We start from the raw sequence: 24,714 nt of genomic DNA on the forward strand, positions 1-24,714 counted from the left end.
AGCGATCAGTGATTGTGAGCGGCTGCCTCGTCGGGTGCCTGTTTCTGCACCGCGACCTCGACGGTGATGTCACCGGCGTGCTTGAAATGCAGGGTCAGCGGGAAGCGCTTGCCATCAGCCAGCAGGCTGCGGTCCTTGGGCTGCATCAGCATCACATGGTAGGCGCCGGGGGCGAATTTCAGCTCGCCGCCTGCAGGCACTTCGACGCTCATTACCTGCTGCATTTTCATCAGGCCATCTTTGTGCACATGCTCGTGCAGCTGGGCATCGTCGCTGATCGGGCTGTCGACGCCGGTCAGGGTGTCGGCGCTCTTGCCGTTGTTATGCACGACAAAATAGGCGGCAACGTTGGGCGCGTTCGGCGGCAACTCCTGCGACCACGGGTGAGCGATATGCAGCTCGCCAACGGTGTATTCATGGGCAGTGGCAAAGGTCGCCGGCAGCATCAGCGCAGCCAGCAGCAGGGCGTTCTTGAACATGGTGATTCTCCAGTCGATTCAGGTTCGCAACAGGTAGCGTAGTGAACTCAGACCAGAGGGGAGGCGCGGGGGTTGAGGGCCGGCCACTGTTGGCGTGGCGTGGGTTGATAGGCGGTGAGCAGCGGTTCGAGCCCGATCGACAGGGCTAGCGGTTTGCTCAGTTGCGGCGCATGCCCGGGAAGCGCCAGCAACGGCGCGGCGCCCGAGCAGCACCAGCAGTGCTGCATGTTCGAATGGTCATCGCCTTGCTGGCCGAGGTCGATCTTGCCCAGGGCCATGATTGCCGGATTGGCCTTGGCCCCGACGCTCGAACAGAAGGCCCCCCACAGCAGTTGTTCGGCCGGGCCCTTGGGGGCTGCGGACGCCAACGGCATGGCCAGCAGATTGAACAGCACTGCGAAGCAGGCGATCCAGGCGATGGCGGGCCGATATGGGGACATGGAAAGATCCGGTCAGGAATCAGAGGTGGCTATTGTAGCGCCCAGTATAGGAAAAATTACCGGGGGTGCGGTGAAGTGCCGCACTCCCGGTTCGCATCAGGCCTGTTTGTTGCGGCCCATCAGGCCGCGCACGGTTTCCTGCAGGTCGGCCGGCAGCACCACGACCTTGGCGTTGTCGCTGCTGGCAAGGCTTTCCATGGCGCCGATGTAACGCTCGCCGAGCAGGTACATGGCCGGGGTGATTTCGGTGCCGACCGCGTCCCGAACCAGGGTGATGGAACGCGCCGAGGCTTCGGCGAGGTTGATCTGCGCTTCAGCGTCGAGCTTGGCCGCCTGTTGGCGCGCTTCGGCTTCGAGAATGGCGGCCTGCTTGGCGCCTTCGGCGCGGGTGACGTCGGCTTTGCGTTCACGCTCGGCGGCGGCCTGGCGCTCCATGGCCGCCTGCATGTTCTGCGACGGCTTGATGTCCTGGATCTCTACCGAGCGCACGGTCACGCCCCAGTCTTCGGTCTGCTCGGACATCGCTTCGCGCAGGCGCGCCTTGATCTGCTCGCGGCTCGACAGCGCTTCGTCGAGGTCCATGGCGCCAACGATGGCACGCAGCGAGGTCATGGTCAGGCTGGTGACCGCGAAGCTGAAGTCCTGCACGCCGTAGGCGGCTTTTTGCGGGTCGACGACCTTGGCGAAACACAGCGCGTTGGCGACGATCACCGCGTTGTCGCGGGTGATGATTTCCTGCTGCTGCACGTCGAGGATGATGTCCTTGGTCGGCAGGCGGTAGGCGACCACGTCCATGTACGGGATCAGCAGGTTCAGGCCCGGTTTGAGGGTGCTGTGGTAGCGGCCCAGGCGCTCGACGATCCACTCCTCGCCCTGGGGCACGATGCGCACGCCCTTGAACAGGGTGATGAGGGCGAATGCGGCGATGGTGCCGACGACGATAAGGCTGGTCATGAGTCAATGCTTCCTTTTACTGATCAGGCCCGGGCAACCCGGGCGGTATTGCCTTCGATGGCAGTGAGGCGCACGCGCTCGCCGGCCGGGATCTCGGCATCGGCGACGCACACCCATTCTTCATTGCCGAGAATCGGCTTTTGAAAGCGCACGCGGCCCTTGTGGAATTCGGAAACCGTGGCAGTGAGCAGGCCGACTTCGCCGATCACGCTATCGGCAGTCCAGCGGGTGTCCGGCTGCTTCCTGCGAAACACCTTGAACCACAGCAGCGTGGTGATCGACGAGAACACCACCCACAGCAGCACCTGCATATCGAGCTGCAGGCTCGGCGCCAGGAAGGCAATGAACGAAACCAGCACGGCACCAATGCCGAACCAGAGGATGAAGAAGGTTGGCAGGACCAGTTCGAGCACTACGAGGCCGAAACCGAATACCAGCCAGATCCACCATTGCATTTCCATATGGGTGAGGTCTTCCGGGGGGAGGAGGGGGTAGTTTAAGGCACTCAGAGGGCGATGGGCTATTGAGCGGGGGTGAGCCAGTCTTCCACGCGCAGCCCAGGAACACGCTGGAATTCGCGGATGTTGTTGGTTACCAGTAGCAACCCCAATGAACGCGCATGTCCGGCAATCATCTGGTCATAGGGGCCAATCGGTGTTCCGGCTCGGGCCAACTCTGCACGCAACTGACCGCTGTGAGCCGCAGCACGGTCATCGTAACTGAGGACCTCCAGGCGTGCGGCGAATCCTTCGACTACGGCAAGATTGCGTTCAGGTGCAGCGGATTTTTCAGCGCCATACATCAATTCCATCAGCGTCACTGTGCTGATGCACAGTTGGCCGTAATGGCGATTGAATGCTTCACGTACGACCAGAGGCTTGTTCTTGAGGGTGAAGATGCAGATGTTGGTATCGAGCATGTACTTGAGCATCAGAACCCCTCACGCTCCTGATCGGTGTCTTGCTCACGTTCGGCCATGAAGTCCGGGCTGACATCCTGACCTTCGAACCAGCTGTCCCAGGCTTCACCGGAGGGAGAAATAATTCGGGTTCGCCCCACTGCGACTATATCCACGCGTTTGACATCCTCTGGCAGGGCTACGGACTTGGGCAGGCGCACAGCTTGGCTGCGGTTGCTCTTGAAGACGGCACCTTGCTCCATGATCCACCTCGTTGTATATGCCAAATGTATATCCAAGTTTAAAAGAGCGCCGACATCTGTCAACGGGATATGCCTTTGCCCTTGGAAAATACTCACTGAAGTGCTTGCAGCAGTGCTTGAACCGTCGAGAAACTGCGAGTGGCGGGAGGGAGGTCAGGCCTGCGAAGCACCAGTACCGGTAGGCTGCGCTCACGTGCCACTTGCAATTTAGGCTCGGTCGCCCCGCTGCCGCTGTTCTTGCTGATCAGCACATCGATCTGCCGACGCTCGAACAGCGTGCGTTCGTCTTCCAGGTGGAATGGCCCGCGGGCGCCGATCACTTCGCAGCGTGCATTGCCGGGGCAGGCTTCGAGGGCGCGCAAGGTCCAGAATTGATGGGCGGGAATTTCGTGCAGATGCTGCAACGGCTCACGGCCGAGGGTGAACAGCGGGCGCTGGAACGGGCGCAGGGCGTCGATCAGTTCGGCCCAGTCGCTCACCTCGCGCCAGTCATCGCTGGCCTGGGCTTGCCAGGCCGGGCGGCGCAACGCCCAGCACGGCACACCGGTGAGTTGCGCGGCGTGGGCGGCGTTGGCGCTGATGCGGGCGGCATAGGGGTGGGTGGCGTCGATCAGCAGGTCGATGCGTTCTGCGCGCAGGTAAGCGGCCAGGCCCTCGGCGCCGCCAAACCCGCCGACCCGTACCTGACAGTCCAGGTTAGTAGGCACCCGGCCGATCCCGGCCAGGCTGTAGACGTGCTGTGGGCCCAGGGTGCGGGCAATGGCCAGCGCCTCGGTGACGCCGCCGAGCAACAGGATGCGCGTCATGCAAAGCCCCCCGCATGGCCTACGATGCCGCCCTGACGATCAATGGCGAACACTTCCACCTGCACCTGCGCCGGCACCACGCTGCGGGCAAAGGCCAGGGCGTGGGCGCAGACCGCATCACCCAGGGCAATGCCGGCGGCACTGGCGAGGGCCAGGGCCTGCTGGCTGGTGTTGGCCTGGCGAATAGCGTCTTGCAACGCCGGGTCGGCACCAATGGCTGCAGCCCAGTCGGCCAGTTGCGGCAGGTCGATGCTCGAATGGCGGCTGTGCAGGTCCATGTGCCCGGCGGCCAGCTTGCTGATCTTGCCGAAGCCGCCGCACAGGCTGAGTTTATCCACAGGCACCTTGCGCAGGTGCTTGAGCACCGCGCCGACAAAATCGCCCATTTCGATCAGGGCGATTTCCGGCAGGTTGTAGACCCGGCGCATGGTGTCTTCGCTGGCATTGCCGGTGCAGGCGGCGATGTGCTGGTAGCCGTTGGTCTTGGCCACGTCGATGCCCTGGTGGATCGAGGCGATATAGGCCGAGCAGGAGAACGGCCGGACAATGCCGCTGGTGCCGAGGATCGACAGGCCGCCAAGAATGCCCAGACGCGGGTTCATGGTCTTCAGCGCCAGGCTTTCGCCGTCCTGCACGTTTACCGTGACCTCGAAGCCGCCGCTGTAGGCGAATTCGGCGGCCAGGCGCAGCAGGTGCTCGGTCATCATCCTGCGTGGTACCGGGTTGATCGCCGGTTCACCCACGCCGAGCACCAGGCCTGGGCGGGTCACCGTGCCGACGCCGTGGCCGGCAACAAAGCGCACACCGGGTTCGGCCTGCAGGCGCACGCGGCTGTAGAGCAGGGCGCCGTGAGTCACGTCCGGGTCATCGCCGGCATCCTTGAGGGTGCCGGCTTCGGCGCCGTTCTCGTGCAGGCGACAAAACTCCAGGCGCATCTGCACCACCTTGCCCTTGGGCAAGGTGATCTGCACCGCATCGTTGCTCTGGCCGCCCAGCAGCAGCCGCGCCGCCGCCAGGCTAGTGGCGGTGGCGCAACTGCCAGTGGTCAGGCCGCTGCGCAGTGGCGCGGGTTGTTCGCGGGTTTCGTCACGCATCGGCAGGCTTGACCGCGTCTAGCAGGGTGATCGGCAGGGCCTGGCGCCAGGTGTCGAACTCGCCCAGGGGGTGGGCCTGGGCGATATGGATGCGGGTCAGCTCGCCGCCATGCTGCTCGCGCCAGTTGACCAGCGCCAGTTCACTTTGCAGGGTCACGGCATTGGCCACCAGGCGGCCACCCGGGCGCAGTTGCTGCCAGCAGTGTTGCAGCACGCCTTCGCGGGTCACGCCGCCACCGATGAAGATCGCATCCGGGCGTTCCAGGCCCTGCAGGGCCATCGGCGCACGACCTCGAATCAACTGCAGGCCAGGCACGCCAAGGGCATCGCGGTTGTGTTCGATCAGTTGCTGGCGGCCCTCGTCTGACTCGATCGCCAACGCCCGGCAACTGGGGTGGGCGCGCATCCACTCGATACCGATCGAGCCGCTGCCGGCGCCGACATCCCAGAGCAGTTCGCCCGGCTGCGGGGCCAGGCGCGCCAGAGTGATGGCGCGCACATCGCGCTTGGTCAGCTGGCCGTCGTGCCTGAAGGCGCTGTCTGGCAGACCGGCAAGCGGCGACAGGCGCGGTGCATCGGGCGTGGCCAGGCATTCGATGGCGACCAGGTTCAAGTCGGCAACTTGCGGGTGCGGCCAGTGCGCGGCAGTGCCCTCGAGTCGACGCTCGGCGCTGCCGCCCAGGTGCTCGAAGACCTGCAGGCGGCTCAGCGCGAATCCGCGTTCGCGCAGCAGGGCGGAGATCGCGGCCGGGCTGCTGCCATCGTTGCTCAGCACCAGCAGGCGCACGCCGCTGTACAGGTGGGCGTTGAGTGCAGCGATCGGCCGCGCCACCAGCGAGAGCGTCAGCACCTCCTGCAGTGGCCAACCCAGGCGGGCGGCGGCCAGGGCGCAAGAGGAGGGCATCGGCAACACGTTCATTTCGCTGACATCGAGCTGGCGCGCAAGGCTTGCGCCTACGCCATAGAACATCGGGTCGCCGCTGGCCAGCACGCACACCGGCTCGCCGCGCAGGGCCAGTACCGGCGCCAGGGAAAACGGGCTGGGCCACAGCAGGCGTTCGCCGCTGATGCAGTGCGGCAGCAGGTCCAGCTGGCGCTGGCCGCCAAACACCCGTGAAGCGCCCAGCAGCGCGCGCCGGGCCTGCTTGCCCAGGCCACTGAAGCCGTCTTCACCGATACCTACTATTGTCAGCCAGGGCGACATGGATTTCCTCAATTCAACGCAATCCGACCGGCAGGCTTTTCATGCCTTCGGACAAAGCAGGCATAATACCGCGCCTTCTACACTGAAGTGCCTTTTCACGATTGCCGGGTGACCTTTTGAACCAGCCTGTATCGGCCCACCAGCCCCAAGCTTCGCTGCGTCCCTCGGCCTGTCCGGGGTTGTGGCGCATCGTCCAGGCGCTGGACGGCGGCATCTGCCGGATCAAGCTGGCCGGCGGGGCGCTGACGGCGGCTCAGGCCGAGGCCGTGGGCGCTGCGGCCGAGCGTTATGCCGGTGGTGAAATCGAAGTCACCAACCGTGGCAACCTGCAGATTCGCGGCATCGGCGGCGACCACGCCGGGCTGATCGAAGGGCTGCTGGCCGCAGGCCTGGGCCCGCGCGAGGCCGCCGGCGACGATGTGCGCAACCTGATGCTCAGTCCCGTCGCCGGCCTTGATCGGCAGATGCTGTTCGATACCCGTCCTTTGGCGCAGCAGGTGCTGCAGTCGCTGGAAACCACCCCGCGTTTTCATCAGCTCTCGGCCAAGTTCGCCGTGCAGCTGGATGGCGGCGAGGCCCTGGCGATGCTTGAACACCCCCATGACCTGTGGCTCAGCCCGCTGAAGCTTGACGACGAACTGTGGCTGGCATTCGGCCTTGCCGGTTGCCCGGCCGCGGATGCGCCGTTGGGTGCTGTACCCCTGACGCGCGGGCACGAACTGGTACTGGCGGTACTCAAGCGCTTTCTCGATCTGGCCCGGCCAGAGCAGACGCGGATGCGCCAGTTGCTCAGCGAACATACGCCCGAGGCGTTTATCGCCGGGCTGGTTTTGCCGGTGCGGGCGGATGCGGCGGTTTGCCAGTGGCGTCGCTCGCCGGTAACGGCGGGCTATCTGGGGATTTATCCACAGCTGCAACACGGCCTGAGCGCCGTCGGTTCGGCAGCGCCCCTGGGGCGTCTGAACCCTTCGATGCTGCGCGCTGCGGCCCGGCTGGCCCGGGAGCAGGGCGACGGCACCTTGCGCATGACCCCTTGGCAGGGCGTGCTGCTGCCCAACATTGGCCAGCATCATGCCGGGCAGGTGGTCGACGGCCTGGCCCGATTGGGGCTGCTGGTCTCGACCCATGATCGACTGGCGCGCCTGGTCGCCTGCACCGGTTGCGCCGGCTGCGCCAAAGGCCAGGCCGAAACCAAGGGCGATGCGCGCCTGCTGGCCACCATGCTGGCGCCCGGAGCACCGGCCAGCGTGCACTTGAGCGGCTGCCTGCGCTCGTGCGCCATGGCCCACGTGGCGCCCGCCACCTTGCTGGCGCAAAGCCCGGGCCACTACGACTTGTACCTGCGTGACGCAACCGAGCCTGGCTTCGGCCGCCTGCGCGCACGCAACCTCACACTAAAAGAAGCCGGCGCACTGCTAGACGCCTGCTCACGGAGCACCCTTGATGATTGATTACATCCGCGATGGTCAGGAGATCTATCGCAATTCCTTCGCGATCATTCGAGAGGAAGCCCGGCTCGATCGCATCCCGGCCGACCTGGAAAAGCTTGCGGTCCGCGTGATACACGCCTGCGGCATGGTCGATGCAATCGATGGCCTGCAGTTCTCCCCGGGTGCCGGCAAGGCCGGGCGTGATGCCCTGGCCGCCGGCGCGCCGATCCTCTGCGATGCGCGGATGGTGTCCGAGGGTATTACCCGTGCACGCCTGCCAGCCAACAACCCGGTGATCTGCACCCTGCGCGACGAGCAGGTGCCGGAACTTGCCCGCGAGCTGGGCAACACCCGCTCGGCGGTGGCCCTGGAGCTGTGGCGGCCGCACCTGGAAGGCAGCGTGGTAGTTATCGGCAACGCGCCGACTGCGCTGTTCTACCTGCTGGAAATGCTCGACGCTGGCGCGCCTAAACCGGCGTTGATTCTCGGCTTCCCGGTGGGCTTTGTTGGCGCCGCCGAGTCCAAGGCGATGCTCGCTGCCGACAGCCGTGGCGTGCCGTTCGTGATCATGCAAGGGCGCCTGGGCGGCAGCGCCATGGCCGCCGCCGCGGTCAATGCCCTGGCCACGGAGGTCGAATGATGCAGGCTCGTGGACGTTTGCTGGGCCTGGGCGTTGGCCCCGGCGATCCAGAACTGATTACCGTCAAGGCGCTGCGTTTGCTGCGCGAGTCGCCGGTGGTGGCCTACTTTGTCGCCAAGGGCAAGCGCGGCAACGCCTTCGGCATCATCGAAAGCCATCTGCAGGAAGCCCAGACCTTGCTGCCGCTGGTGTACCCGGTGACCACCGAGGTGCTGCCGGCGCCGTTGTCTTATGAACAGGTCATCAGCGACTTTTACGATGCCGCCAGCCTCGAGGTTGCCGCGCACCTGGATGCCGGCCGCGATGTGGCGGTGATCTGCGAAGGCGATCCGTTCTTCTACGGCTCCTACATGTACCTGCACGACCGCCTCGCCGAGCGCTACGATGCGCAAGTGATCCCGGGGGTCTGCTCGATGCTCGGCGGCGCCTCTGTGCTCGGTGCGCCGCTGGTGTATCGCAACCAGAGCCTGTCGGTACTCTCCGGCGTGCTGGCGTATGACGAACTCAAGCGCCGCCTGGCCGATGCCGATGCCGCGGTGATCATGAAACTTGGGCGTAACTTCCCCAAGGTTCGCGATGTGCTGGCCGAGCTCGGCCTGGCCGAGCGTGCCCTGTATGTGGAGCGGGCAACCATGGCCAACCAGAAGATCGTCGCCCTGGACCAGGTCGATCCGCAGTCCTCGCCGTACTTCTCGCTGATCATCGTGCCCGGTGAAAGGTGGCAAGGTTGATGACCCGTAAAGCCCCGGCCATTGTCATCCTTGGCAACGGCAGCCTGGCCACTGCCCGCAAGATCCAGCAGTTGTACCCGGACGCATTGATCCATGGCCTTGAGGGCCGGGTCGAAGGCGCCGACCGCAGTTACCAGGAATTCGGCGCCACCGTGCGCCAGCTCTATCAGCAAGACACGCCGATCATCGCCCTGTGCGCTGCCGGTATCGTCATCCGCACCCTGGCCGGCCTGTTGCTGGAGAAGGGCGCCGAGCCGCCGGTGCTGGCGGTGGCCGAGGATGGCAGCGCTGTGGTGCCGCTGCTCGGCGGGCTCGGCGGGGTCAATCGCATGGCCCGGGAAATCGGCGCCGGTCTGGGTGTGGCGGCGGCGATCACCACCAGTGGCGAGCTACGTTTCGGTACCTGCCTGCTCAACCCGCCCAGCGGTTATGCCCTGGCCGACCTTGAGCTGGGCAAGCGTTTCGTCTCCGACCTGCTGGCCGGCGAAAGCGTGCGTATCGACGGCGCTGCGCCCTGGCTTGAACAGGCGCAGCTGCCGCAAAGCGAGCAGGCGCACCTGGCGATTCATGTTGGTTGTGATGCCCGTGCAGCCTCGGCCAATGAGCTGGTGATCTACCCGCGTTGTGTCATGGTCGCGGTCAGCGAAGTGCTGCCGGAACTGGCCCAGGCCATTCGCGATGCCCTGCAGGCGGCGCGGATTGCCGAGCCGGCGCTGGCTTGCCTGCTGGCCGCAGAGCAGCACATGGCCAACCCGGCCCTGCACGCGGCTGCTGCCGAGCTGGGCGTGGACTTGCGCTTTGCCCCGGGTGCCGGCGATGCCAGTGCCCTGGCGGCTCAGGTAATGCCGCAATTGCTGCCACCGCAGCCAGTGACTGACGGCCTGGCCATCGTGGTCTCGAACCAGCCGATCGACCCGCAGCAGATCGGTCGCGCCCGCGGTCGCCTGGCGGTGATCGGTCTCGGCCCTGGCGCTGCCGACTTGATGGTGCCTGCGGTCAAGGCCGAGCTTGCTCGAGCCAACGATGTGCTCGGCTATGAAACCTATGTGCGCATGGCCGGGCCGTTCCGTGCCGATCAGGTGCTACATTGCACCGACAACCGCGAAGAGATGCAGCGTGCCCGGCATGCCTTCGAGCTGGCGGCGCAAGGGCGTTCGGTAGTGGTGGTGTCTTCGGGCGACCCTGGTGTGTTCGCCATGGCCGCGGCGGTGCTCGAAGCGCTGCACGAGTCGAACGATCCGGATTGGCACGCAGTGGAGCTGGAAATGCTGCCCGGCGTTTCCGCTTCCCTGGCAACTGCAGCGCAGGCCGGCGCTCCCTTGGGCCACGACTTCTGCGTGCTGTCGCTGTCGGACAACCTCAAGCCCTGGTCGATCATCGAGAAGCGCCTGGACCTGGCCTGCCAGGCCGACCTGGCGCTGGCCTTCTACAACCCGATCTCGCGCTCGCGGCCGTGGCAGCTCGGGCGGGCCCTGGAAATTGTCCGCCAGCATCGAGCCGAGCTGACTCCTGTAGTCCTTGGCCGCGACATCGGTAGGCCGGGTCAGACACTGAGGGTGGTCAGTCTCGGTGAGCTGCAAACGGACATGGTCGATATGCGCACCATGGTGCTGGTCGGATCCTCGACGACCTGCGAGTTTGCCCGCGCAGACGGTGGTCAGTGGGTCTATACCCCGCGTTGGTATCCACCGCAGCATTGATGCTGCCGTGGAAGGCTTTCGATCCTGATTGAAGCGGCCGTCTCGAATAGCGTGAAGCCCCCCGTCGATAGCGACCGGGGCTTCATGAAAAGGACTATTCGAGATGAACGACACCGCCGAAATTCTGAGCACCAATACCGCTGCAGTTCTGGAACAATCGCTGATGGCGTTTGGTGCCGGCATGTCCGTGCAAAGCCGCACCGACGTGAAAAACTCTTACCAGTTCGCATCGCTGGTGGCCAGCAAGCTGTATGACCAGGAAGGCCAGGGTGAAGCCTGGTTCAAGCAGTTTCTTAAAGTTCTGCAGGACTGCGGCTGGGTCACCGCACGTCGTAGCTATGAGCGCGAATTTACTTCCTCCAAGACGTTGACTGTCGGTGCCGTCGCCTCCAAGGCGCTGGGCGCGATAGGCACTGCGGTGATGGGCGGCCCCGTCGGTGTGGCGCTGAAAAAGCTGACTGGCGATGCGCTGGCAAAGCTGGGGCAGGTCGAGCAGGCGCAGAAGCTGTTTGATCGCAACGTCAAAAACAAAAAAACCGCCACCATCGGTCTGGCCTCCTGTATCGAAACCTCTGAGGGTGAAGTGGTCCTGGCCATGAGCTGCCTACATTCGGACACCTCTGCCAAGGACCTGGATGTCTTCGTTCTGGAATGGAACAGCAGCTCTGCCGAGTTCTACACCGGCTCTGCAGCACTGTCGTTCAACAAGTCAGTGTATGAGGGCGTACGCGCCACCATTGAAGGGAGACTCGGCGAGCGCAGCATCAATAACGTACTGGACTACGAGATCTGATTGTTCGGGATGGCTCGTCAGGCGGGCCATCCTGCCTTTGCAGGAGCAAAGACCATGGAAACGGATGACTATTCGGTATGCACGGCGGGCGGCACCTTGCTGTTGATTGCCCCGCAAGTGGCGCCTGCCCAGCGCCAGGCGGTGTTCGACTCGCTGCTGTATTCGCAGTTACGGGCCAACAAGCTGGCCGGGTCGCGCTTCGAGCACTATCAAGCCTGGTTTGGAAGTTACCGAAAGGAACTCTCGGCGCGGGGGTGGATCATCACCCAGTTCTACCACGATACGCAGTCTGCAAGCGCCGGCTCGTTGCTGGCGCCCATTCAGCCGTTGCGCCTGTGGCTGGACAGCCAGTACGAGACGGCGGACGGCATCATTGAAGCGGCCTTGGGCAGGCTCAACGGCACGCAGAGCAGCCTGGATGAATTTCGCGACTTCACTTTCGAGGGGCGCGAGTGTGGCACGCGTATTGCCCTTGAGATTGGCCTGGTTCATCCAGGGCCTGTCATCAGCCTGTGCAGCATAGCCTTGCATGCGTCGGAGCCGGTAGAGCAGGTCAGTATCGAGGGGCCGTTGCTTGCCAAGGGGTTTCAGGGGGAGGTGTTGGTCAAAGGGCTGGTGGCGCATCTGGATGGTCAGCAGTACGAGCCGCAGCGTGTTCAGTTGCGAGCTTTGATCGAGCGTAAGCAACAAGAGCATCCTTCGTTGACCAGGAATCTGCCAGGAGGCATCCATGAGTGAACAACAGGTAGCCGTAGTGGGCGCAAGCCTGATGTCGTTCATGCCCGGCCTGTCGCCGGGGCAGCGCAGCTCGGTACAGCTGGCAATACTGCAGGCCGAGCAGGAAACGCGCTTTGTCCACGAGCAGGGCCAGGTTCAGGACTGGTTCAGCTATTACAAGAACAAACTGAAGTTCTACGGCTGGGACGCGGTGCCGCCTAGCGAGGTCCATTGGCCGGGCAACGAGCGCTCGGATGTTGTCGATAGCGCGCTAAAGGCCATCTCGGCCGTCGCCGGCAGCCAATATGCAAGTTCGACGGAATTGGCCATGCGGGGGCTCAAGCAGGACGCCAGGGCCTTGGTACAGTTTGAGCGGCGTACGCGTGAGCAGGGCGTGTTTCAGTTGTTGCCGTGTGCGCCGGGCCGAAATGGCTCGGTGGATATGGTGCTGTATTACGAAGAGCTTGAGCAATCGCAAATCACCGCCGGCTTTCTGTTTCGTAAACGCCGGCACCAGCAGGTCAGGGCCGAGCTGGTGCGCTTTAACACCCGTCTGTTCGATCAACAGTTCAGAAGCAAGGTGGAGCGGAGCCTGGCGACTATCGCCCTGCGGGAAATCCTTGAACTGGAGCTTTAGGGCACCAGGTAACCCTTGATTCCGGTAAAGATGATCTGCGCCGCCAGGGCGCAGACAAACAACCCCATCAAACGGCTGACAATCTGCAGGCCCTGGTCGCCGAGAATCCGCTCGATACGGTTCGACAGGTACAACACCAGGCCGACGGTAAAGCTGGCCATGGCAATACTGACGATGGCCAGCAGCTTGTCGTCCCAGTGCGGCTGGCCAATCCCCATTACCAGCAGTGCACCGATGGTACCGGGGCCGACGGTCAGGGGGATGGTCAGCGGCACGATGGTTACATCCTGCTGCACGTTGTCGGTCTGCACCGCCGACTTGCCCTGGGCCATGCCCAGCGCGGAAATGAACAGCACGCTGCCGGCACCGATGCGAAATGCATCCACGGTGATGCCGAATATGCCGAAGATCACCCTGCCGAACAGGTATAGCAATACGCTGGCGATCAGCACGGCGATTGCCACGCGCCAGGCCAGTTGCTTGCGCTCCTTGCTGGAGTAGCCGCGGGTCAGGCTGATAAAGCACGAGAGCACGAAGAACGGGCTGTAGAGCACGAGCATTTTCAGGTAGACGCTGAACAACTCATGGAGCATGGTCGAGGCTCGCGGCAAGGGTGATGTGGAGCAAGTGTATGCGAATTACGGGGTTGGAATCTGACTTGATTCGGCTTCGCGATGCGCCACCCAATGCTCGATCAGCTCGCGCAACTGCGACAGTTCCACCGGTTTGGACATGTGCCCGTCCATGCCGGCCAGGCGTGCGCGTTCCTTGTGCTCGGCGAGGATGTGCGCGGTCAGGGCCACCACCGGTGTGCGCCGGCGCTGGTTGCTGACTTCCCAGATGCGCAGTTGCTGGGTGGCCGAGAAGCCATCGAGCACTGGCATTTCGCAGTCCATCAACACCAGGTCGTAATGGTTGGCCTTCATCGCCTGCAGGGCTTCCTCGCCATTGCTGGCGGTGTCCGGCTCCAGGCTCAGCTTGCCGAGCATGCCACGGATCACCTTGGTCGAGATGTTGTTGTCCTCGGCCACCAGGATGCGGAAATCGCTGGGCAGGTTCAGTGGCGCCGACAGCCCGGTCTGCACCGGGATGCTCGGCTGGCCCTTGCTGCGCTGGGACAGCTCTTCGGCCAGGGTGGTCTTGAGAGTGTAGCCGGCCACCGGCTTGGCAAGGATGCGCTTGACCCCGGCATTGCGGGCGATGACCTTGCTTGGCGCGTTGCTGATACCGGTGAGCATCACCAGCAGGATGTCGTGGTTCAGGCTCGGGTCTTCCTTGATCTTCGCCGCCAGTTGCATGCCGGTCATGCCCGGCATGTTCTGATCGAGCAGCACCGCATCGAAGTAATCGCGCAGGTGCGCCTTGGTGCGCAACAGGGCCAGGGCTTCCTTGCCCGACGGCACGGCGCTGACGTTCATGCCCCAGGCGCTGCACTGCTGGACCAGGACCTTGCGGCAGGTGTCGTTGTCGTCCACCACCAGCACCCGGGCGCCGCGCAGCGGGCCATCGAGGTCGGTGGGTGGCTGTTCGAGGCGGTGCGGGTCGAGCGGCAGGGTCATCCACAGGGTGTTGCCCATGTTGTGGCTGGTCTTGATGCCGAACTCGCCCTGCATCAGGGTGATCAGTTGCTTGGCGATGACCAGCCCCAGGTGGCCGCCGAGCTTGTTGCTGGAGAGGAAGTGCTTGCTGTGCAGCTCTGCCTGCAGCAGCGCTTCGCGCTCGCCCGGCGGGATCGGTTCGCCGCTGTCCTGCACGGCAATGCGCAGGCGCGGGCTGTCGCCGCGCTGGTCGAGGGCGACCACCAGCAGGATCTCGCCCTGGTCGGTTTTCTTCAGGGCGTTTTCCAAAAGGCTCAGCAAGGCCTGGCGCAGACGCGTCGGGTCGCCACTGATGACCCGCGGTACCTGCGGCTGGGTGAAGCTGATCAGTTCGATGTTCTGCTGCTCGGCCTTGGCCCTGAAGATACTCAGGCAATCCTCGATCAGGGCATTGAGGTCGAACTGCACGTCATCCAGCTCGATCTGCCCGGATTCGAGCTTGGAGATGTCGAGAATCTCGTTGATCAGGGTCAGCAGCTCGTTGCCGGCGCTGTGGATGGTCTGCACGTAGTCGCGTTGCTTGACCGACAGCGGGGTGCCGAGCAGCAGCTCGGTCATGCCCAGCACGCCGTTCATGGGCGTGCGGATCTCATGGCTGATCTTGGCCAGGAACTCGGCCTTGGCGTTGATCTCGGCGTTGCTGGCGGCCAGTTCGCGGCTGGCGCTGAAGCGCTCTTCGCTGATGCGCCGCAAGCGCTCGCTGACGGCCAGGTTGAGCAGCAGGCCGCTGAAACTGGTGAGCCCGAGGAGAATGAACAGCAGCCATTGGGTCGGCGTGCGGGTCAGGCCGAGCAGGGCCGGCAACACCACCAGGCAACCGATGTTGAACGCCAGCATGGCCAGGGCGAACAGCCGCGCCGGGGCATACCCCTTGTACCAGTGGTAGCTGGCCACCAGCAGCATGCTCAGGCTACCGACGGCCATCAGCGCATAGGTCATCAGGTTCAGCGGCAAGGTATCGACGAACAACAGCAACAGGCCGCACAGCGCGATCAGCAGCATCTCGCCCTGCAGCAGGCGGCTCAGGCGCGGTTGCTCGCAAGGCGTGAAGAAGCGCAGGGTAAAGGTCAGGCCGGCCAGCGATGCCAGCAGGGCAGTAAGGTAGGCCGCCGGTGTTTGTGCCGAATGCCAGAGGCTCCACCAGGGGCCGCTGAGGTTGAGCAGAATCAGTGCGCTGAGCAGCATCAGCGCGTGGTAGACCGCCAGGGCCAGGCTGGTACTGGAGCGTGAGTAAGCGAAGCGGATCAGGTTGTGCAGCATCAGCATCAGCAGGCAGCCGAACAACAGGCCGAAGAACAGCGGCTGGCGCTGGTCGGCGGCGGCCTGGGCGGCAGGCTCGAGGCTGATGGCCGGACGCAGCTGGTGTTCCGACACCAGGCGCAGGTACACATCCAGCGGTTGCGTGCTGTTGGGCAGGGCCAGGACATGGTCGCTGCTGCGCAGGTAAGGGTCGCCGCTGTCGCTCTGGCGACCGTTGTGGATCTGCTTGATCAGCCGGTCGCCTTGCAGGGCGTAGAGGTCCAGCCGTGACAGGTCGGGGGCGAACACCCGCAGCAGTTTTTCCTGCTGTCCGGGTTCCAGCCGATAGTGCAGCCACAACGCCTGGTCGGGCGTGGCAGCGTTGAGTTCGTTGAGTTCGAGGGGACTGAACTGGTTGCGGTAGCGTTCGGAACGTACATCGCTCAATTGCAGGCTGGCCTGGTCGTCAAGCAATACCGCCCAACCACTGCCCTGTTCGGCCACGGCCGGGAACAGGCAGAGCAGGGTCAGCAAGCTGACGGTGAGACCAATGGCAATCCTGAGCCAACGCAAGACGAAATCCCTTCTTAGCCAAATGCCGGATGGTAACTATGCGCGGCGCGCCAAGCCGAAGGCAAGGCCCATGGCGGGCCCTGTCGACGAGCCGGGGGCAGGGCGCTCGTCGCGCCGCTGCCACCAGGCACCGGTTTACTCCTGGTGTTCACCGCGTTCGCGGGCAATGGCACGGTAGCCGATGTCCTTGCGGTAGAAGCTGCCATCCCAGTTGATCTCGGCTGCCAGGCGGTAGGCTTGTTGCTGGGCCGACTCGACGCTGCTGCCCATGGCGGTGGCGCACAGTACGCGGCCGCCAGTGGCAACTACCTGGCCGTCCTTGAGCGCGGTACCGGCGTGGAACACCTTGCCTTCAATCTGCGCTGCAGCATCCAGGCCGTGGATGACCGCGCCTTTGCTGTAGTCGCCAGGGTAGCCGCCAGCAGCCAGCACCACGCCCAGGCTCGGACGCGGATCCCACTGCGCTTCGACCTTGTCCAGGGCCTTGGCGAAAGCGGCTTCGATCAGCAGCACCAGGCTCGACTCCAGGCGCAGCATGACCGGCTGGGTTTCCGGGTCGCCGAAGCGGCAGTTGAACTCGATGACTTTCGGGTTACCGGCTTTATCGATCATCAGGCCGGCATAGAGGAAGCCGGTGTAGACGTTGCCTTCCTCGGCCATGCCGCGCACGGTCGGCCAGATCACCTGGTCCATGACGCGCTGGTGCACGTCGGCGGTGACCACTGGCGCTGGCGAGTAGGCGCCCATGCCGCCGGTGTTGGGGCCGGTGTCGCCGTCGCCGACGCGCTTGTGGTCCTGGCTGGTAGCCATTGGCAGCACGTTGTGGCCGTCGACCATGACGATGAAGCTGGCTTCCTCGCCGTCGAGGAACTCTTCGATCACCACGCGCGAACCTGCGTCACCAAAGGCGTTGCCGGCGAGCATGTCGCGTACGGCGTCTTCGGCCTCGCCCAGGGTCATGGCGACGATCACGCCTTTACCGGCGGCCAGGCCGTCGGCCTTGATCACGATCGGTGCGCCTCTTTCCCGCAGGTAGGCCAGGGCCGGCTCGATCTCGGTGAAGTTCTGGTAGTCGGCAGTCGGGATCTTGTGGCGCGCCAGGAAGTCCTTGGTGAAGGCCTTGGAACCTTCCAGCTGGGCCGCGCCCTTGGTTGGACCAAAGCAGTCCAGGCCGCGGCTGCGGAACAGGTCGACGACACCGGCAACCAGCGGGCCCTCAGGGCCGACGATGGTCAGGGCGACATTTTTTTCGGCGAAATCGGCCAGTTGCTCCAAAGCGCTGACGTCGATGTCGACGTTCTCGCACTTGGCTTCAGTGGCGGTGCCAGCGTTGCCCGGGGCAACGAAGACTTTTTCGACCCGTGGGTCCTGAGCGACTTTCCAGGCCAGGGCGTGTTCACGACCGCCGCTACCGATAATCAAAACGTTCATGTCAAAACCTCTATGAAGCTAATTCGGATAATGCTGGTTGGCGGGACTCTTGTGGGAGCGGGCTTGACCCGCGATGCGCTGTAACTGACAGATCGCAATCGCGGGTCAAGCCCGCTCCCACAGAGCCTGGCACCAGGTCCTGGTATCAGTGACGGAAGTGACGCATACCGGTGAAGACCATGGCAATGCCGGCTTCGTCAGCGGCGGCGATGACTTCGGCATCGCGCATCGAGCCACCTGGCTGGATCACCGCGGTGATGCCGACCTTGGCAGCGTTGTCGATGCCATCACGGAACGGGAAGAACGCGTCCGATGCCATGACCGCGCCCTGAACCTGCAGGCCGGCGTGCTCGGCCTTGATCGCAGCGATACGGGCGGAGTTGACGCGGCTCATCTGGCCGGCGCCGACACCGATGGTCTGGCGGTTCTTGGCGTAGACGATGGCGTTGGACTTGACGTACTTGGCCACTTTCCAGGCGAAGATCAGGTCGTGGATTTCTTGCTCGCTCGGTGCACGCTTGGTGACCACTTTCAGGTCGCCCTCGGTGATCATGCCGATGTCGCGGCTTTGTACCAGCAGGCCGCCGGTGACGCGCTTGAAGTCCCAGGCAGCGGCACGTTCTGCCGACCACTCGCCGCAGGCCAGCAGGCGCACGTTGGCCTTGGCCGCCACCACGGCGCGGGCTTCGTCGCTGACGCTCGGGGCGATGATTACTTCGACGAACTGGCGCTCGACGATGGCTTTTGCGGTTTCGGCGTCCAGTTCGCGGTTGAAGGCGATGATGCCGCCGAACGCCGATTCGGTATCGGTGGCGTACGCCAGCTCGTAAGCCTGGCGGATACCGCCTTCAGCGTCGGGGCTGACCGCCACGCCGCACGGGTTGGCGTGCTTGACGATGACGCAGGCCGGCTTGACGAAGCTCTTCACGCATTCCAGCGCGGCGTCGGTATCGGCCACGTTGTTGTACGACAGCTCCTTGCCCTGCAACTGCACCGCGGTGGCGATGCCGGCTTCGGCCGGCTTGGCCTCGACATAGAACGCCGCGCTCTGGTGCGGGTTCTCGCCGTAGCGCATTTCCTGGGCCTTGGTGAACTGGCTGTTGAAGGTCCGCGGGAATTCGCTGCGACCTTCGGTGCTGAGGGTTTCAGCGGCCTGGTTCACGGTGCCCATGTAGTTGGCGATCATGCCGTCGTAGGCTGCAGTGTGCTCGAATGCCTTGAGCATCAGGTCGAAGCGCTGGGCGTAGGTCAGGCCACCGGCCTTGAGGCTTTCCAGGACCTGGCCGTAGTCGCTGGCGTTGACCACGATGGCGACGTCCTTGTGGTTCTTGGCCGCCGAGCGGACCATGGTCGGGCCGCCGATGTCGATGTTCTCGATGGCGGTCGGCAGGTCACAGCCCGGCTTGGAGATGGTGGCTTCGAACGGGTAGAGGTTGACCGCGACCAGATCGATCGGCTTGATCCCGTGCTCGGCCATGATGGCGTCGTCGGTACCGCGACGGCCGAGGATGCCGCCGTGGATTTTCGGGTGCAGGGTCTTGACCCGGCCGTCCATCATTTCGGCGAAGCCGGTGTAATCGGCAACTTCCACCGCGGCAACGCCATTGTCCTGGAGCAACTTGAAGGTGCCGCCGGTGGACAGGATCTCGACGCCGAGCTGTTGCAGCTCACGGGCGAATTCAAGGATCCCGGTCTTGTCGGAGACGCTGATCAAGGCGCGGCGGATCGGCAGGCGGGTAGTCTGGTCGGTCATTTCAGATTCCATAACGCGGTGGAGTCAGCAAAAAAGGCGACCTCATCGAATGGGAGCCGCCTTTTCTGGTTTGGATGCTTGCTTACAACAAATCGTACTGCTTGAGTTTCTTGCGCAAGGTGCCGCGGTTGAGCCCGAGCAGCTCGCTGGCCTTGGTCTGGTTGCCCTTGACGTAGTTCATTACGCTTTCGAGCAACGGCGCTTCGACTTCCGAGAGCACCAGGTTGTACACGTCCGTGACGGCCGCGCCCTCCAGATGGGCGAAATAGTTGTGCAGCGCCTTTTCCACACTGCCGCGAAGGGTCTGACCCTCTTCGCTCGGCGTATTCAGGTGCTGTTTCAGGTTGACGTTGTCGCTCACGGGCGTTGTTCCACTCACTAAAGTCTCGGTCATCATCGTCATGCGGCCACCCCTTGTCCGTCCTCTGTCTCAAGGCTCTGTTCACGCTCGCTGAAGAAGCCGCGAACGTTGGCGCACTGCGCTTGCGTGTCTTCCAAACGGTTGAACTGGGCGCGAAACTCCTTGGCGCCCGGTAGCGTTGCCAGGTACCAACCAACGTGCTTGCGGGCGATACGTACGCCCATCACATCGCCATAGAAGGCGTGCAACGCGGTCAGGTGCTCCAGCAGAATTCGTTCCACTTCGTCCAGCTGCGGTGCCGGCAGTTTTTCGCCGGTACGCAGGTAATGCTCGATCTCGCGAAAGATCCATGGCCGCCCTTGGGCAGCCCGGCCAATCAGCAGACCGTCGGCACCGGTGGCATCCAGCACCGCCCGGGCTTTTTCTGGCGAAGTGATATCGCCATTGGCAAAAACCGGGATCGACACCGCCTGCTTGATCGCCGCGATGGTGTCGTATTCGGCTTCACCGGTGTAGAGGTCGGCGCGTGTGCGTCCATGTACCGCCAGTGCCTGGATCCCGGCCTGCTCGGCGATCCTCGCCACAGTCAGGCCGTTCTTGTTGGCCCTGTCCCAGCCAGTGCGGATCTTCAGCGTGACCGGCACGTCCACGGCGGCAACCACCGCGTGGAGGATTTCGCTGACCAGGGCTTCATCTTTCAATAAAGCAGAGCCTGCGGCCTTGTTGCAGACTTTTTTTGCCGGGCAGCCCATGTTGATGTCGATAATCTGCGCGCCGGCCTCGACGTTGGCCCGGGCCGCCGCTGCGAGCATCTGCGCGTCACCGCCGGCGATCTGTACCGAGCGCGGCTCGGGATCACCTTCGTGAATCATGCGCAGGCGCGACTTGCGGCTGTTCCACAGGCTCATGTCGCTGCTGACCATCTCCGACACCACCAGGCCTGCACCCATTCGTCGGCACAACTGACGAAAGGGCTGGTCCGTGACCCCGGCCATGGGCGCGAGGATCAGGGCGTTCTGCAGTGTGTATGGGCCGATGCGTACCGCCGACATAGGAGTTCCCTGTTGTGGGGGCCGATCTTAGAGTTCGAAAAAGGGTTGGCATGATACCCGCTCTCGGTGACCGGATAAAGATCGATTTGGATAAAATCTGAACAGTTGGCTTTGAGCTGCAAGCTGCAAGCTTCAAGCCACAAGAAAAAGCAGACCCGTACGCTGATCCGTTTTCACTTGCGGCTTGAAGCTTACGGCTTGCAGCTCGCCGACTATTCCGGCGACCGAAACGACAGGCTGTAGTTGACCGCCTTGGGGCCCGGATCAAGGATGTCCAGGGCGATGTGGATCGGCGTCTGGCTGGGCATTTCGCCCTTGCCGGCCAGTTCACCGCTGAGGTACTCGGTGGGCTTGAAGCGGCGGCTGGCGATCAACTGGCCATTGAGATCGGCAAAGCGCAGCTCCAGCAGCGGGAACGGCTGGGCGAAGGGCGCCCGGTTGTAGATGATCGCATCGACGATCAAGGCACCGTTGAAGTCCGGGTGGCTGCGCACCACCAGGTTACTGCTCTTGATCCGGGCGATATCGACCCGCGACGGCACCTGGCAACCGACGGTCGGACAGACCGCCTGGAACCACGGTCGGTAGCGGTCCTGGCGGGCCAGTTCGTCGAACTGGTACCAGATGTATTGGCCGGCCAGGGCCGCAGCGGCCAGCAAAATCAACAGGATCCACAGCAGGCGCCGGGCCCAGTTGACCTTGGGCTTCTGCCAGTCGAGCTGGATCGGATCGTCGACCAGGTCGAGCAGCGGCTCCTTGCGCGCCGGGCGGTTGCTGACCGGGCCCAGGCCCGGTTCGCGGCGCTCGTCGAACTCGGGTTCGGGGCTGTCCAGAGTGTCCTCAGGCTCGCGCGCCGACAAACGCTCGCCGGGCAGTTCGTTATCATCGGCGCGTAGCGCAGCGGCAGGTGCCAGCGGGGCGTCGAGGTCGTCATCGATGGCATCCAGCGACAGCGACGGCTCGGTACGCTCGCCGGGTGCCGGCGCGAGGTCCAGGGCTTCCTGCTCGATCAGCGGCGGTTGCGGCGCGTCGAGCTCGGCACTGAGTTGCTCGCGCTCGGCGGCCGGGCTGCTGAACAGGCTGTCGGGCCAGTGCTGGTCGTCTTGCTCGGGGCTGTCGCGGTGCGCGCTGAGGCTCTCTTCGCGTGGTGCAGCGGCCTTGAACTCGGTGGTCGGCTGGATTTCGCGCTGTTCCAGGCGCGCCAGCTCCTGATCGAGGTCGAGCTGGTCGAGGTCCAGCTCGGCGGCGCTCCACTCGTGCTGGTTCGGTGCTTTTGCGGGCTCCGCCACTGGCTCGACCGGCACCGGCGCTGCAGGCGGGTTCTGCGCCGCGCTTTGCTCCAGCAGTTGCCGGGCGGCGTTGAACACTTGCAGGCAGGCGCCGCAACGCACCATGCCGCGGGCCACGCTCAACTGATTGTGGCTGACGCGAAAGCTGGTCTGGCAATGCGGGCACTGGGTGACGAAACTGTCGGTCATGCGGCGGTCCGGGTTATGCAGAAGGTTATTCTAGGCGCACTTAGCGGCGGCGACCACTGATGCGTACCCAGCCATCGCGTACGGCGATCGGGTCGAGGTCGAAGTCCTTGGCGTAGGCCGCGGCAACTTCATCACCCTGCTCGGCGAGAATCCCCGACAGCGCCAGCAGGCCACCCGGACGTACCAGCCCGGACAGTTGCGGGGCCAGCGAGACCAGCGGGCCGGCGAGGATGTTGGCGACCAGTACGTCGGCCTGCATGGCCGGCATGTGCTCGGGCAGGTACAGGGCGAATTTCTCGTCGGCGATGCCATTGCGTCCGGCGTTGTCGCGCGAGGCTTCCAGGGCCTGCACGTCGATGTCGGTACCGACCGCTTCACGGGCACCGAGCAGCAGCGCGGCGATGGCGAGGATGCCCGAGCCGCAACCGAAGTCGAGCACCTGGGTGTCTTTCAGGTCCTGGCCGTCGAGCCATTCCAGGCACAGTGCGGTGGTCGGGTGGGTGCCGGTGCCGAAGGCCAGGCCCGGGTCGAGCAGCAGGTTGACCGCCTCAGGCTCCGGTGCCGCGTGCCAGCTTGGCACGATCCACAGGCGCTGGCCGAAACGCATCGGCTGGAAGTTGTCCATCCAGCTGCGTTCCCAATCCTGGTCTTCGATGACTTCGGCCTGGTGCTCCGGCAGTTCGGCGCTGGTCAGCAACTGCAGGTGGGCGAACACCGCGCTGGCGTCGGTATCGGCTTCGAACAGTGCCAGCAGGTGGGTATGCGACCACAGCGGGGTGGTGTTGAGGTCCGGTTCGAAGATCGGCTGATCTTCGGCATCCATGAAGGTGACCGAAACGGCGCCTACTTCGAGCAGGGCATCTTCATAGGTTTCGGCTTGTTCCGGGCTGATGGCCAGACGTACTTGCAGCCAAGGCATGGCGGGCACCTTTGGAAAAATCTACAGGGGCAGCCCGAGGCTGCGAGAAGCCCGCCAGTTTACTTGAGTGCGAGGGGTTTGTGGGAACCCTGTGGGAGCCCCAAAAAAAGACCCCGGTCACGGGACCGGGGTCTTTTTTACATCACTGGCGAATCACTCCTGGCTAGCCAGTTTGTGTTCCAGGTAGTGAATGTTGACGCCGCCTTTGCAGAAACCTTCATCACGCACCAGGTCGCGGTGCAGCGGGATGTTGGTCTTGATGCCGTCGACGACGATCTCGTCCAGGGCATTGCGCATGCGTGCCATGGCTTCGTCGCGGTCCTTGCCGTAGGTGATCAGCTTGCCGATCAGCGAGTCGTAGTTCGGTGGAACTGCGTAACCGCTGTACAGGTGCGAATCGACGCGAACGCCGTTGCCACCCGGGGCGTGGAAATGCTTGACCGTGCCTGGGCTCGGGATGAACTTCTTCGGGTCTTCGGCGTTGATCCGGCACTCCAGCGAGTGACCGCGAATCACCACGTCATCCTGGGTGAACGACAGCTTGTTGCCAGCGGCGATGCTGAGCATCTCCTTGACGATGTCGATACCGGTGACCATCTCCGAAACCGGGTGCTCCACCTGAACACGGGTGTTCATTTCGATGAAGTAGAAACGACCGTTCTCGTAGAGGAACTCGAAGGTGCCGGCGCCACGGTAGCCGATCTCGATGCAGGCATCGACACAGCGCTTGTAGACTTCCTGGCGGGCTTTTTCATCGATGCCCGGTGCCGGCGCTTCTTCCAGTACCTTCTGGTGGCGGCGCTGCAGCGAGCAGTCGCGGTCACCCAGGTGCACGGCGTTACCCTGGCCGTCGGACAGGACCTGGACTTCCACGTGACGTGGGTTGGTCAGGAACTTCTCGAGGTAGACCATCGGGTTGCCGAAGGCTGCGCCAGCTTCGGTGCGGGTCAGCTTGGCCGAGGCGATCAGGTCCTCTTCCTTGTGCACCACGCGCATGCCGCGACCACCACCGCCACCGGCGGCCTTGATGATCACCGGGTAGCCGACTTCACGGCCGATGCGCAGGGCTTCTTCTTCGTCTTCCGGCAGCGGGCCGTCGGAACCTGGCACGGTCGGAACGCCAGTCTTGATCATCGCGTCCTTGGCCGAAACCTTGTCGCCCATCAGGCGAATGGTGTCGGCTTTGGGGCCAATGAAGGCAAAACCGGAGTTCTCGACCTGCTCGGCGAAATCGGCGTTTTCCGCGAGGAAACCGTAGCCTGGGTGAATGGCGGTAGCGCCGGTCACTTCAGCCGCGGCGATGATGGCCGGAATGTGCAGGTAGGACTGGCTGGCCGAAGCAGGACCGATGCAGACCGACTCGTCTGCCAGGCCCAGGTGCATCAGTTCGCGGTCAGCCGTGGAGTGTACGGCGACGGTCTTGATGCCCAGCTCTTTGCAGGCACGCAGGATCCGCAGGGCAATTTCCCCGCGGTTGGCAATCAGGACTTTTTCCAGCTTCGCAGACATCGTTGGCTCTCCGCG

The 24,714-nt window shown here is 63.9% G+C and carries 25 protein-coding genes; 7 read left to right on the forward strand and 18 right to left on the reverse strand.

Going from position 1 to position 24,714, the window contains the following annotated elements:
- Positions 1 to 5 precede the first annotated feature (5 nt).
- The 9 genes from ACZ9A3_RS26700 to cbiE all read right to left on the reverse strand — a co-directional run bounded on the left by ACZ9A3_RS26700 (position 6) and on the right by cbiE (position 6,138).
- Positions 6 to 479, reverse strand: coding sequence for a copper chaperone PCu(A)C (locus ACZ9A3_RS26700; protein ID WP_045196966.1), 474 nt, complete (start codon positions 477 to 479; stop codon positions 6 to 8).
- A gap of 47 nt (positions 480 to 526) precedes the next feature.
- Positions 527 to 919 (reverse strand): DUF2946 domain-containing protein, encoded by a 393-nt coding sequence (locus ACZ9A3_RS26705; protein WP_045196971.1) that lies wholly within the window; start codon positions 917 to 919, stop codon positions 527 to 529.
- A gap of 96 nt (positions 920 to 1,015) precedes the next feature.
- The gene (locus ACZ9A3_RS26710; protein ID WP_045196972.1) at positions 1,016 to 1,873 is read right to left on the reverse strand and encodes an SPFH domain-containing protein; all 858 of its coding nucleotides are present in this window, start codon (positions 1,871 to 1,873) and stop codon (positions 1,016 to 1,018) included.
- A gap of 23 nt (positions 1,874 to 1,896) precedes the next feature.
- Positions 1,897 to 2,334, reverse strand: a complete 438-nt coding sequence (locus tag ACZ9A3_RS26715; protein ID WP_045196974.1) for an NfeD family protein — start codon at positions 2,332 to 2,334, stop codon at positions 1,897 to 1,899.
- Positions 2,335 to 2,393: 59 nt separating this feature from the next.
- Complete coding sequence (vapC, locus tag ACZ9A3_RS26720; protein ID WP_093376584.1) at positions 2,394 to 2,804, reverse strand: type II toxin-antitoxin system tRNA(fMet)-specific endonuclease VapC; 411 nt, start codon at positions 2,802 to 2,804, stop codon at positions 2,394 to 2,396.
- Complete coding sequence (gene vapB, locus ACZ9A3_RS26725) at positions 2,804 to 3,034, reverse strand: type II toxin-antitoxin system VapB family antitoxin (protein ID WP_093387177.1); 231 nt, start codon at positions 3,032 to 3,034, stop codon at positions 2,804 to 2,806. The genes vapC and vapB overlap by 1 nt, the downstream gene beginning before the upstream one ends.
- Before the next feature lie 92 nt (positions 3,035 to 3,126).
- On the reverse strand, positions 3,127 to 3,840 hold the full coding sequence (locus tag ACZ9A3_RS26730; RefSeq protein WP_476253286.1) for a cobalt-precorrin-6A reductase: 714 nt from the start codon (positions 3,838 to 3,840) through the stop codon (positions 3,127 to 3,129).
- Complete coding sequence (locus ACZ9A3_RS26735; RefSeq protein WP_476253287.1) at positions 3,837 to 4,934, reverse strand: cobalt-precorrin-5B (C(1))-methyltransferase; 1,098 nt, start codon at positions 4,932 to 4,934, stop codon at positions 3,837 to 3,839. The genes ACZ9A3_RS26730 and ACZ9A3_RS26735 overlap by 4 nt, the downstream gene beginning before the upstream one ends.
- A complete protein-coding gene (gene cbiE, locus ACZ9A3_RS26740; RefSeq protein ID WP_476253288.1) occupies positions 4,927 to 6,138 on the reverse strand; it encodes a precorrin-6y C5,15-methyltransferase (decarboxylating) subunit CbiE in 1,212 nt (403 codons plus the stop codon). The genes ACZ9A3_RS26735 and cbiE overlap by 8 nt, the downstream gene beginning before the upstream one ends.
- Before the next feature lie 116 nt (positions 6,139 to 6,254).
- Here cbiE and cobG point away from each other — a divergent pair, with 116 nt between their 5' ends.
- The 7 genes from cobG to ACZ9A3_RS26775 all read left to right on the forward strand — a co-directional run bounded on the left by cobG (position 6,255) and on the right by ACZ9A3_RS26775 (position 12,786).
- Entirely contained in the window at positions 6,255 to 7,589 is a 1,335-nt protein-coding gene (gene cobG / locus ACZ9A3_RS26745) for a precorrin-3B synthase (RefSeq protein WP_476253289.1), read from the forward strand.
- Positions 7,582 to 8,208, forward strand: coding sequence for a precorrin-8X methylmutase (locus ACZ9A3_RS26750; protein WP_123565000.1), 627 nt, complete (start codon positions 7,582 to 7,584; stop codon positions 8,206 to 8,208). The genes cobG and ACZ9A3_RS26750 overlap by 8 nt, the downstream gene beginning before the upstream one ends.
- A complete protein-coding gene (locus ACZ9A3_RS26755) occupies positions 8,208 to 8,939 on the forward strand; it encodes a precorrin-2 C(20)-methyltransferase (protein WP_213604495.1) in 732 nt (243 codons plus the stop codon). The genes ACZ9A3_RS26750 and ACZ9A3_RS26755 overlap by 1 nt, the downstream gene beginning before the upstream one ends.
- Entirely contained in the window at positions 8,939 to 10,639 is a 1,701-nt protein-coding gene (gene cobJ / locus ACZ9A3_RS26760) for a precorrin-3B C(17)-methyltransferase (RefSeq protein WP_476253290.1), read from the forward strand. The genes ACZ9A3_RS26755 and cobJ overlap by 1 nt, the downstream gene beginning before the upstream one ends.
- A 103-nt stretch (positions 10,640 to 10,742) precedes the next feature.
- Positions 10,743 to 11,432: a hypothetical protein gene (locus tag ACZ9A3_RS26765; RefSeq protein WP_476253291.1), complete on the forward strand. Its 690-nt coding sequence runs from the start codon at positions 10,743 to 10,745 to the stop codon at positions 11,430 to 11,432.
- Positions 11,433 to 11,486: 54 nt separating this feature from the next.
- The gene (locus ACZ9A3_RS26770) at positions 11,487 to 12,170 is read left to right on the forward strand and encodes a hypothetical protein (protein WP_213602569.1); all 684 of its coding nucleotides are present in this window, start codon (positions 11,487 to 11,489) and stop codon (positions 12,168 to 12,170) included.
- The gene (locus tag ACZ9A3_RS26775) at positions 12,163 to 12,786 is read left to right on the forward strand and encodes a hypothetical protein (RefSeq protein WP_093376545.1); all 624 of its coding nucleotides are present in this window, start codon (positions 12,163 to 12,165) and stop codon (positions 12,784 to 12,786) included. The genes ACZ9A3_RS26770 and ACZ9A3_RS26775 overlap by 8 nt, the downstream gene beginning before the upstream one ends.
- Here ACZ9A3_RS26775 and ACZ9A3_RS26780 read toward each other — a convergent pair.
- From ACZ9A3_RS26780 to accC, 9 genes are all read right to left on the reverse strand, one after another.
- Entirely contained in the window at positions 12,783 to 13,379 is a 597-nt protein-coding gene (locus ACZ9A3_RS26780) for a MarC family protein (RefSeq protein ID WP_093376541.1), read from the reverse strand. The two genes, ACZ9A3_RS26775 and ACZ9A3_RS26780, sit on opposite strands and share 4 nt — an antisense overlap.
- A 45-nt stretch (positions 13,380 to 13,424) precedes the next feature.
- Positions 13,425 to 16,196, reverse strand: coding sequence for a hybrid sensor histidine kinase/response regulator (locus ACZ9A3_RS26785; RefSeq protein WP_045196995.1), 2,772 nt, complete (start codon positions 16,194 to 16,196; stop codon positions 13,425 to 13,427).
- Positions 16,197 to 16,331: 135 nt separating this feature from the next.
- Positions 16,332 to 17,627, reverse strand: coding sequence for a phosphoribosylamine--glycine ligase (gene purD, locus ACZ9A3_RS26790; protein ID WP_476253292.1), 1,296 nt, complete (start codon positions 17,625 to 17,627; stop codon positions 16,332 to 16,334).
- Between the two features lie 145 nt (positions 17,628 to 17,772).
- Positions 17,773 to 19,380: a bifunctional phosphoribosylaminoimidazolecarboxamide formyltransferase/IMP cyclohydrolase gene (purH, locus tag ACZ9A3_RS26795; RefSeq protein WP_045196998.1), complete on the reverse strand. Its 1,608-nt coding sequence runs from the start codon at positions 19,378 to 19,380 to the stop codon at positions 17,773 to 17,775.
- A gap of 82 nt (positions 19,381 to 19,462) precedes the next feature.
- Positions 19,463 to 19,783 carry a DNA-binding transcriptional regulator Fis gene (fis, locus tag ACZ9A3_RS26800; protein WP_003186237.1) on the reverse strand — a complete coding sequence of 107 codons (321 nt, stop codon included), beginning with the start codon at positions 19,781 to 19,783 and terminating at the stop codon, positions 19,463 to 19,465.
- Complete coding sequence (gene dusB, locus ACZ9A3_RS26805) at positions 19,780 to 20,793, reverse strand: tRNA dihydrouridine synthase DusB (RefSeq protein ID WP_045197001.1); 1,014 nt, start codon at positions 20,791 to 20,793, stop codon at positions 19,780 to 19,782. Before dusB ends, fis begins: the two co-directional genes overlap by 4 nt.
- Positions 20,794 to 21,005: 212 nt before the next feature.
- The gene (locus tag ACZ9A3_RS26810; protein ID WP_476253293.1) at positions 21,006 to 22,271 is read right to left on the reverse strand and encodes a DUF3426 domain-containing protein; all 1,266 of its coding nucleotides are present in this window, start codon (positions 22,269 to 22,271) and stop codon (positions 21,006 to 21,008) included.
- A gap of 40 nt (positions 22,272 to 22,311) precedes the next feature.
- Positions 22,312 to 23,190 (reverse strand): 50S ribosomal protein L11 methyltransferase, encoded by an 879-nt coding sequence (prmA, locus tag ACZ9A3_RS26815; protein ID WP_093376532.1) that lies wholly within the window; start codon positions 23,188 to 23,190, stop codon positions 22,312 to 22,314.
- Between the two features lie 153 nt (positions 23,191 to 23,343).
- Entirely contained in the window at positions 23,344 to 24,699 is a 1,356-nt protein-coding gene (gene accC / locus ACZ9A3_RS26820; protein ID WP_045197008.1) for an acetyl-CoA carboxylase biotin carboxylase subunit, read from the reverse strand.
- Positions 24,700 to 24,714 lie beyond the last annotated feature (15 nt).

This window comes from Pseudomonas sp. TE4620, from assembly GCF_056279045.1.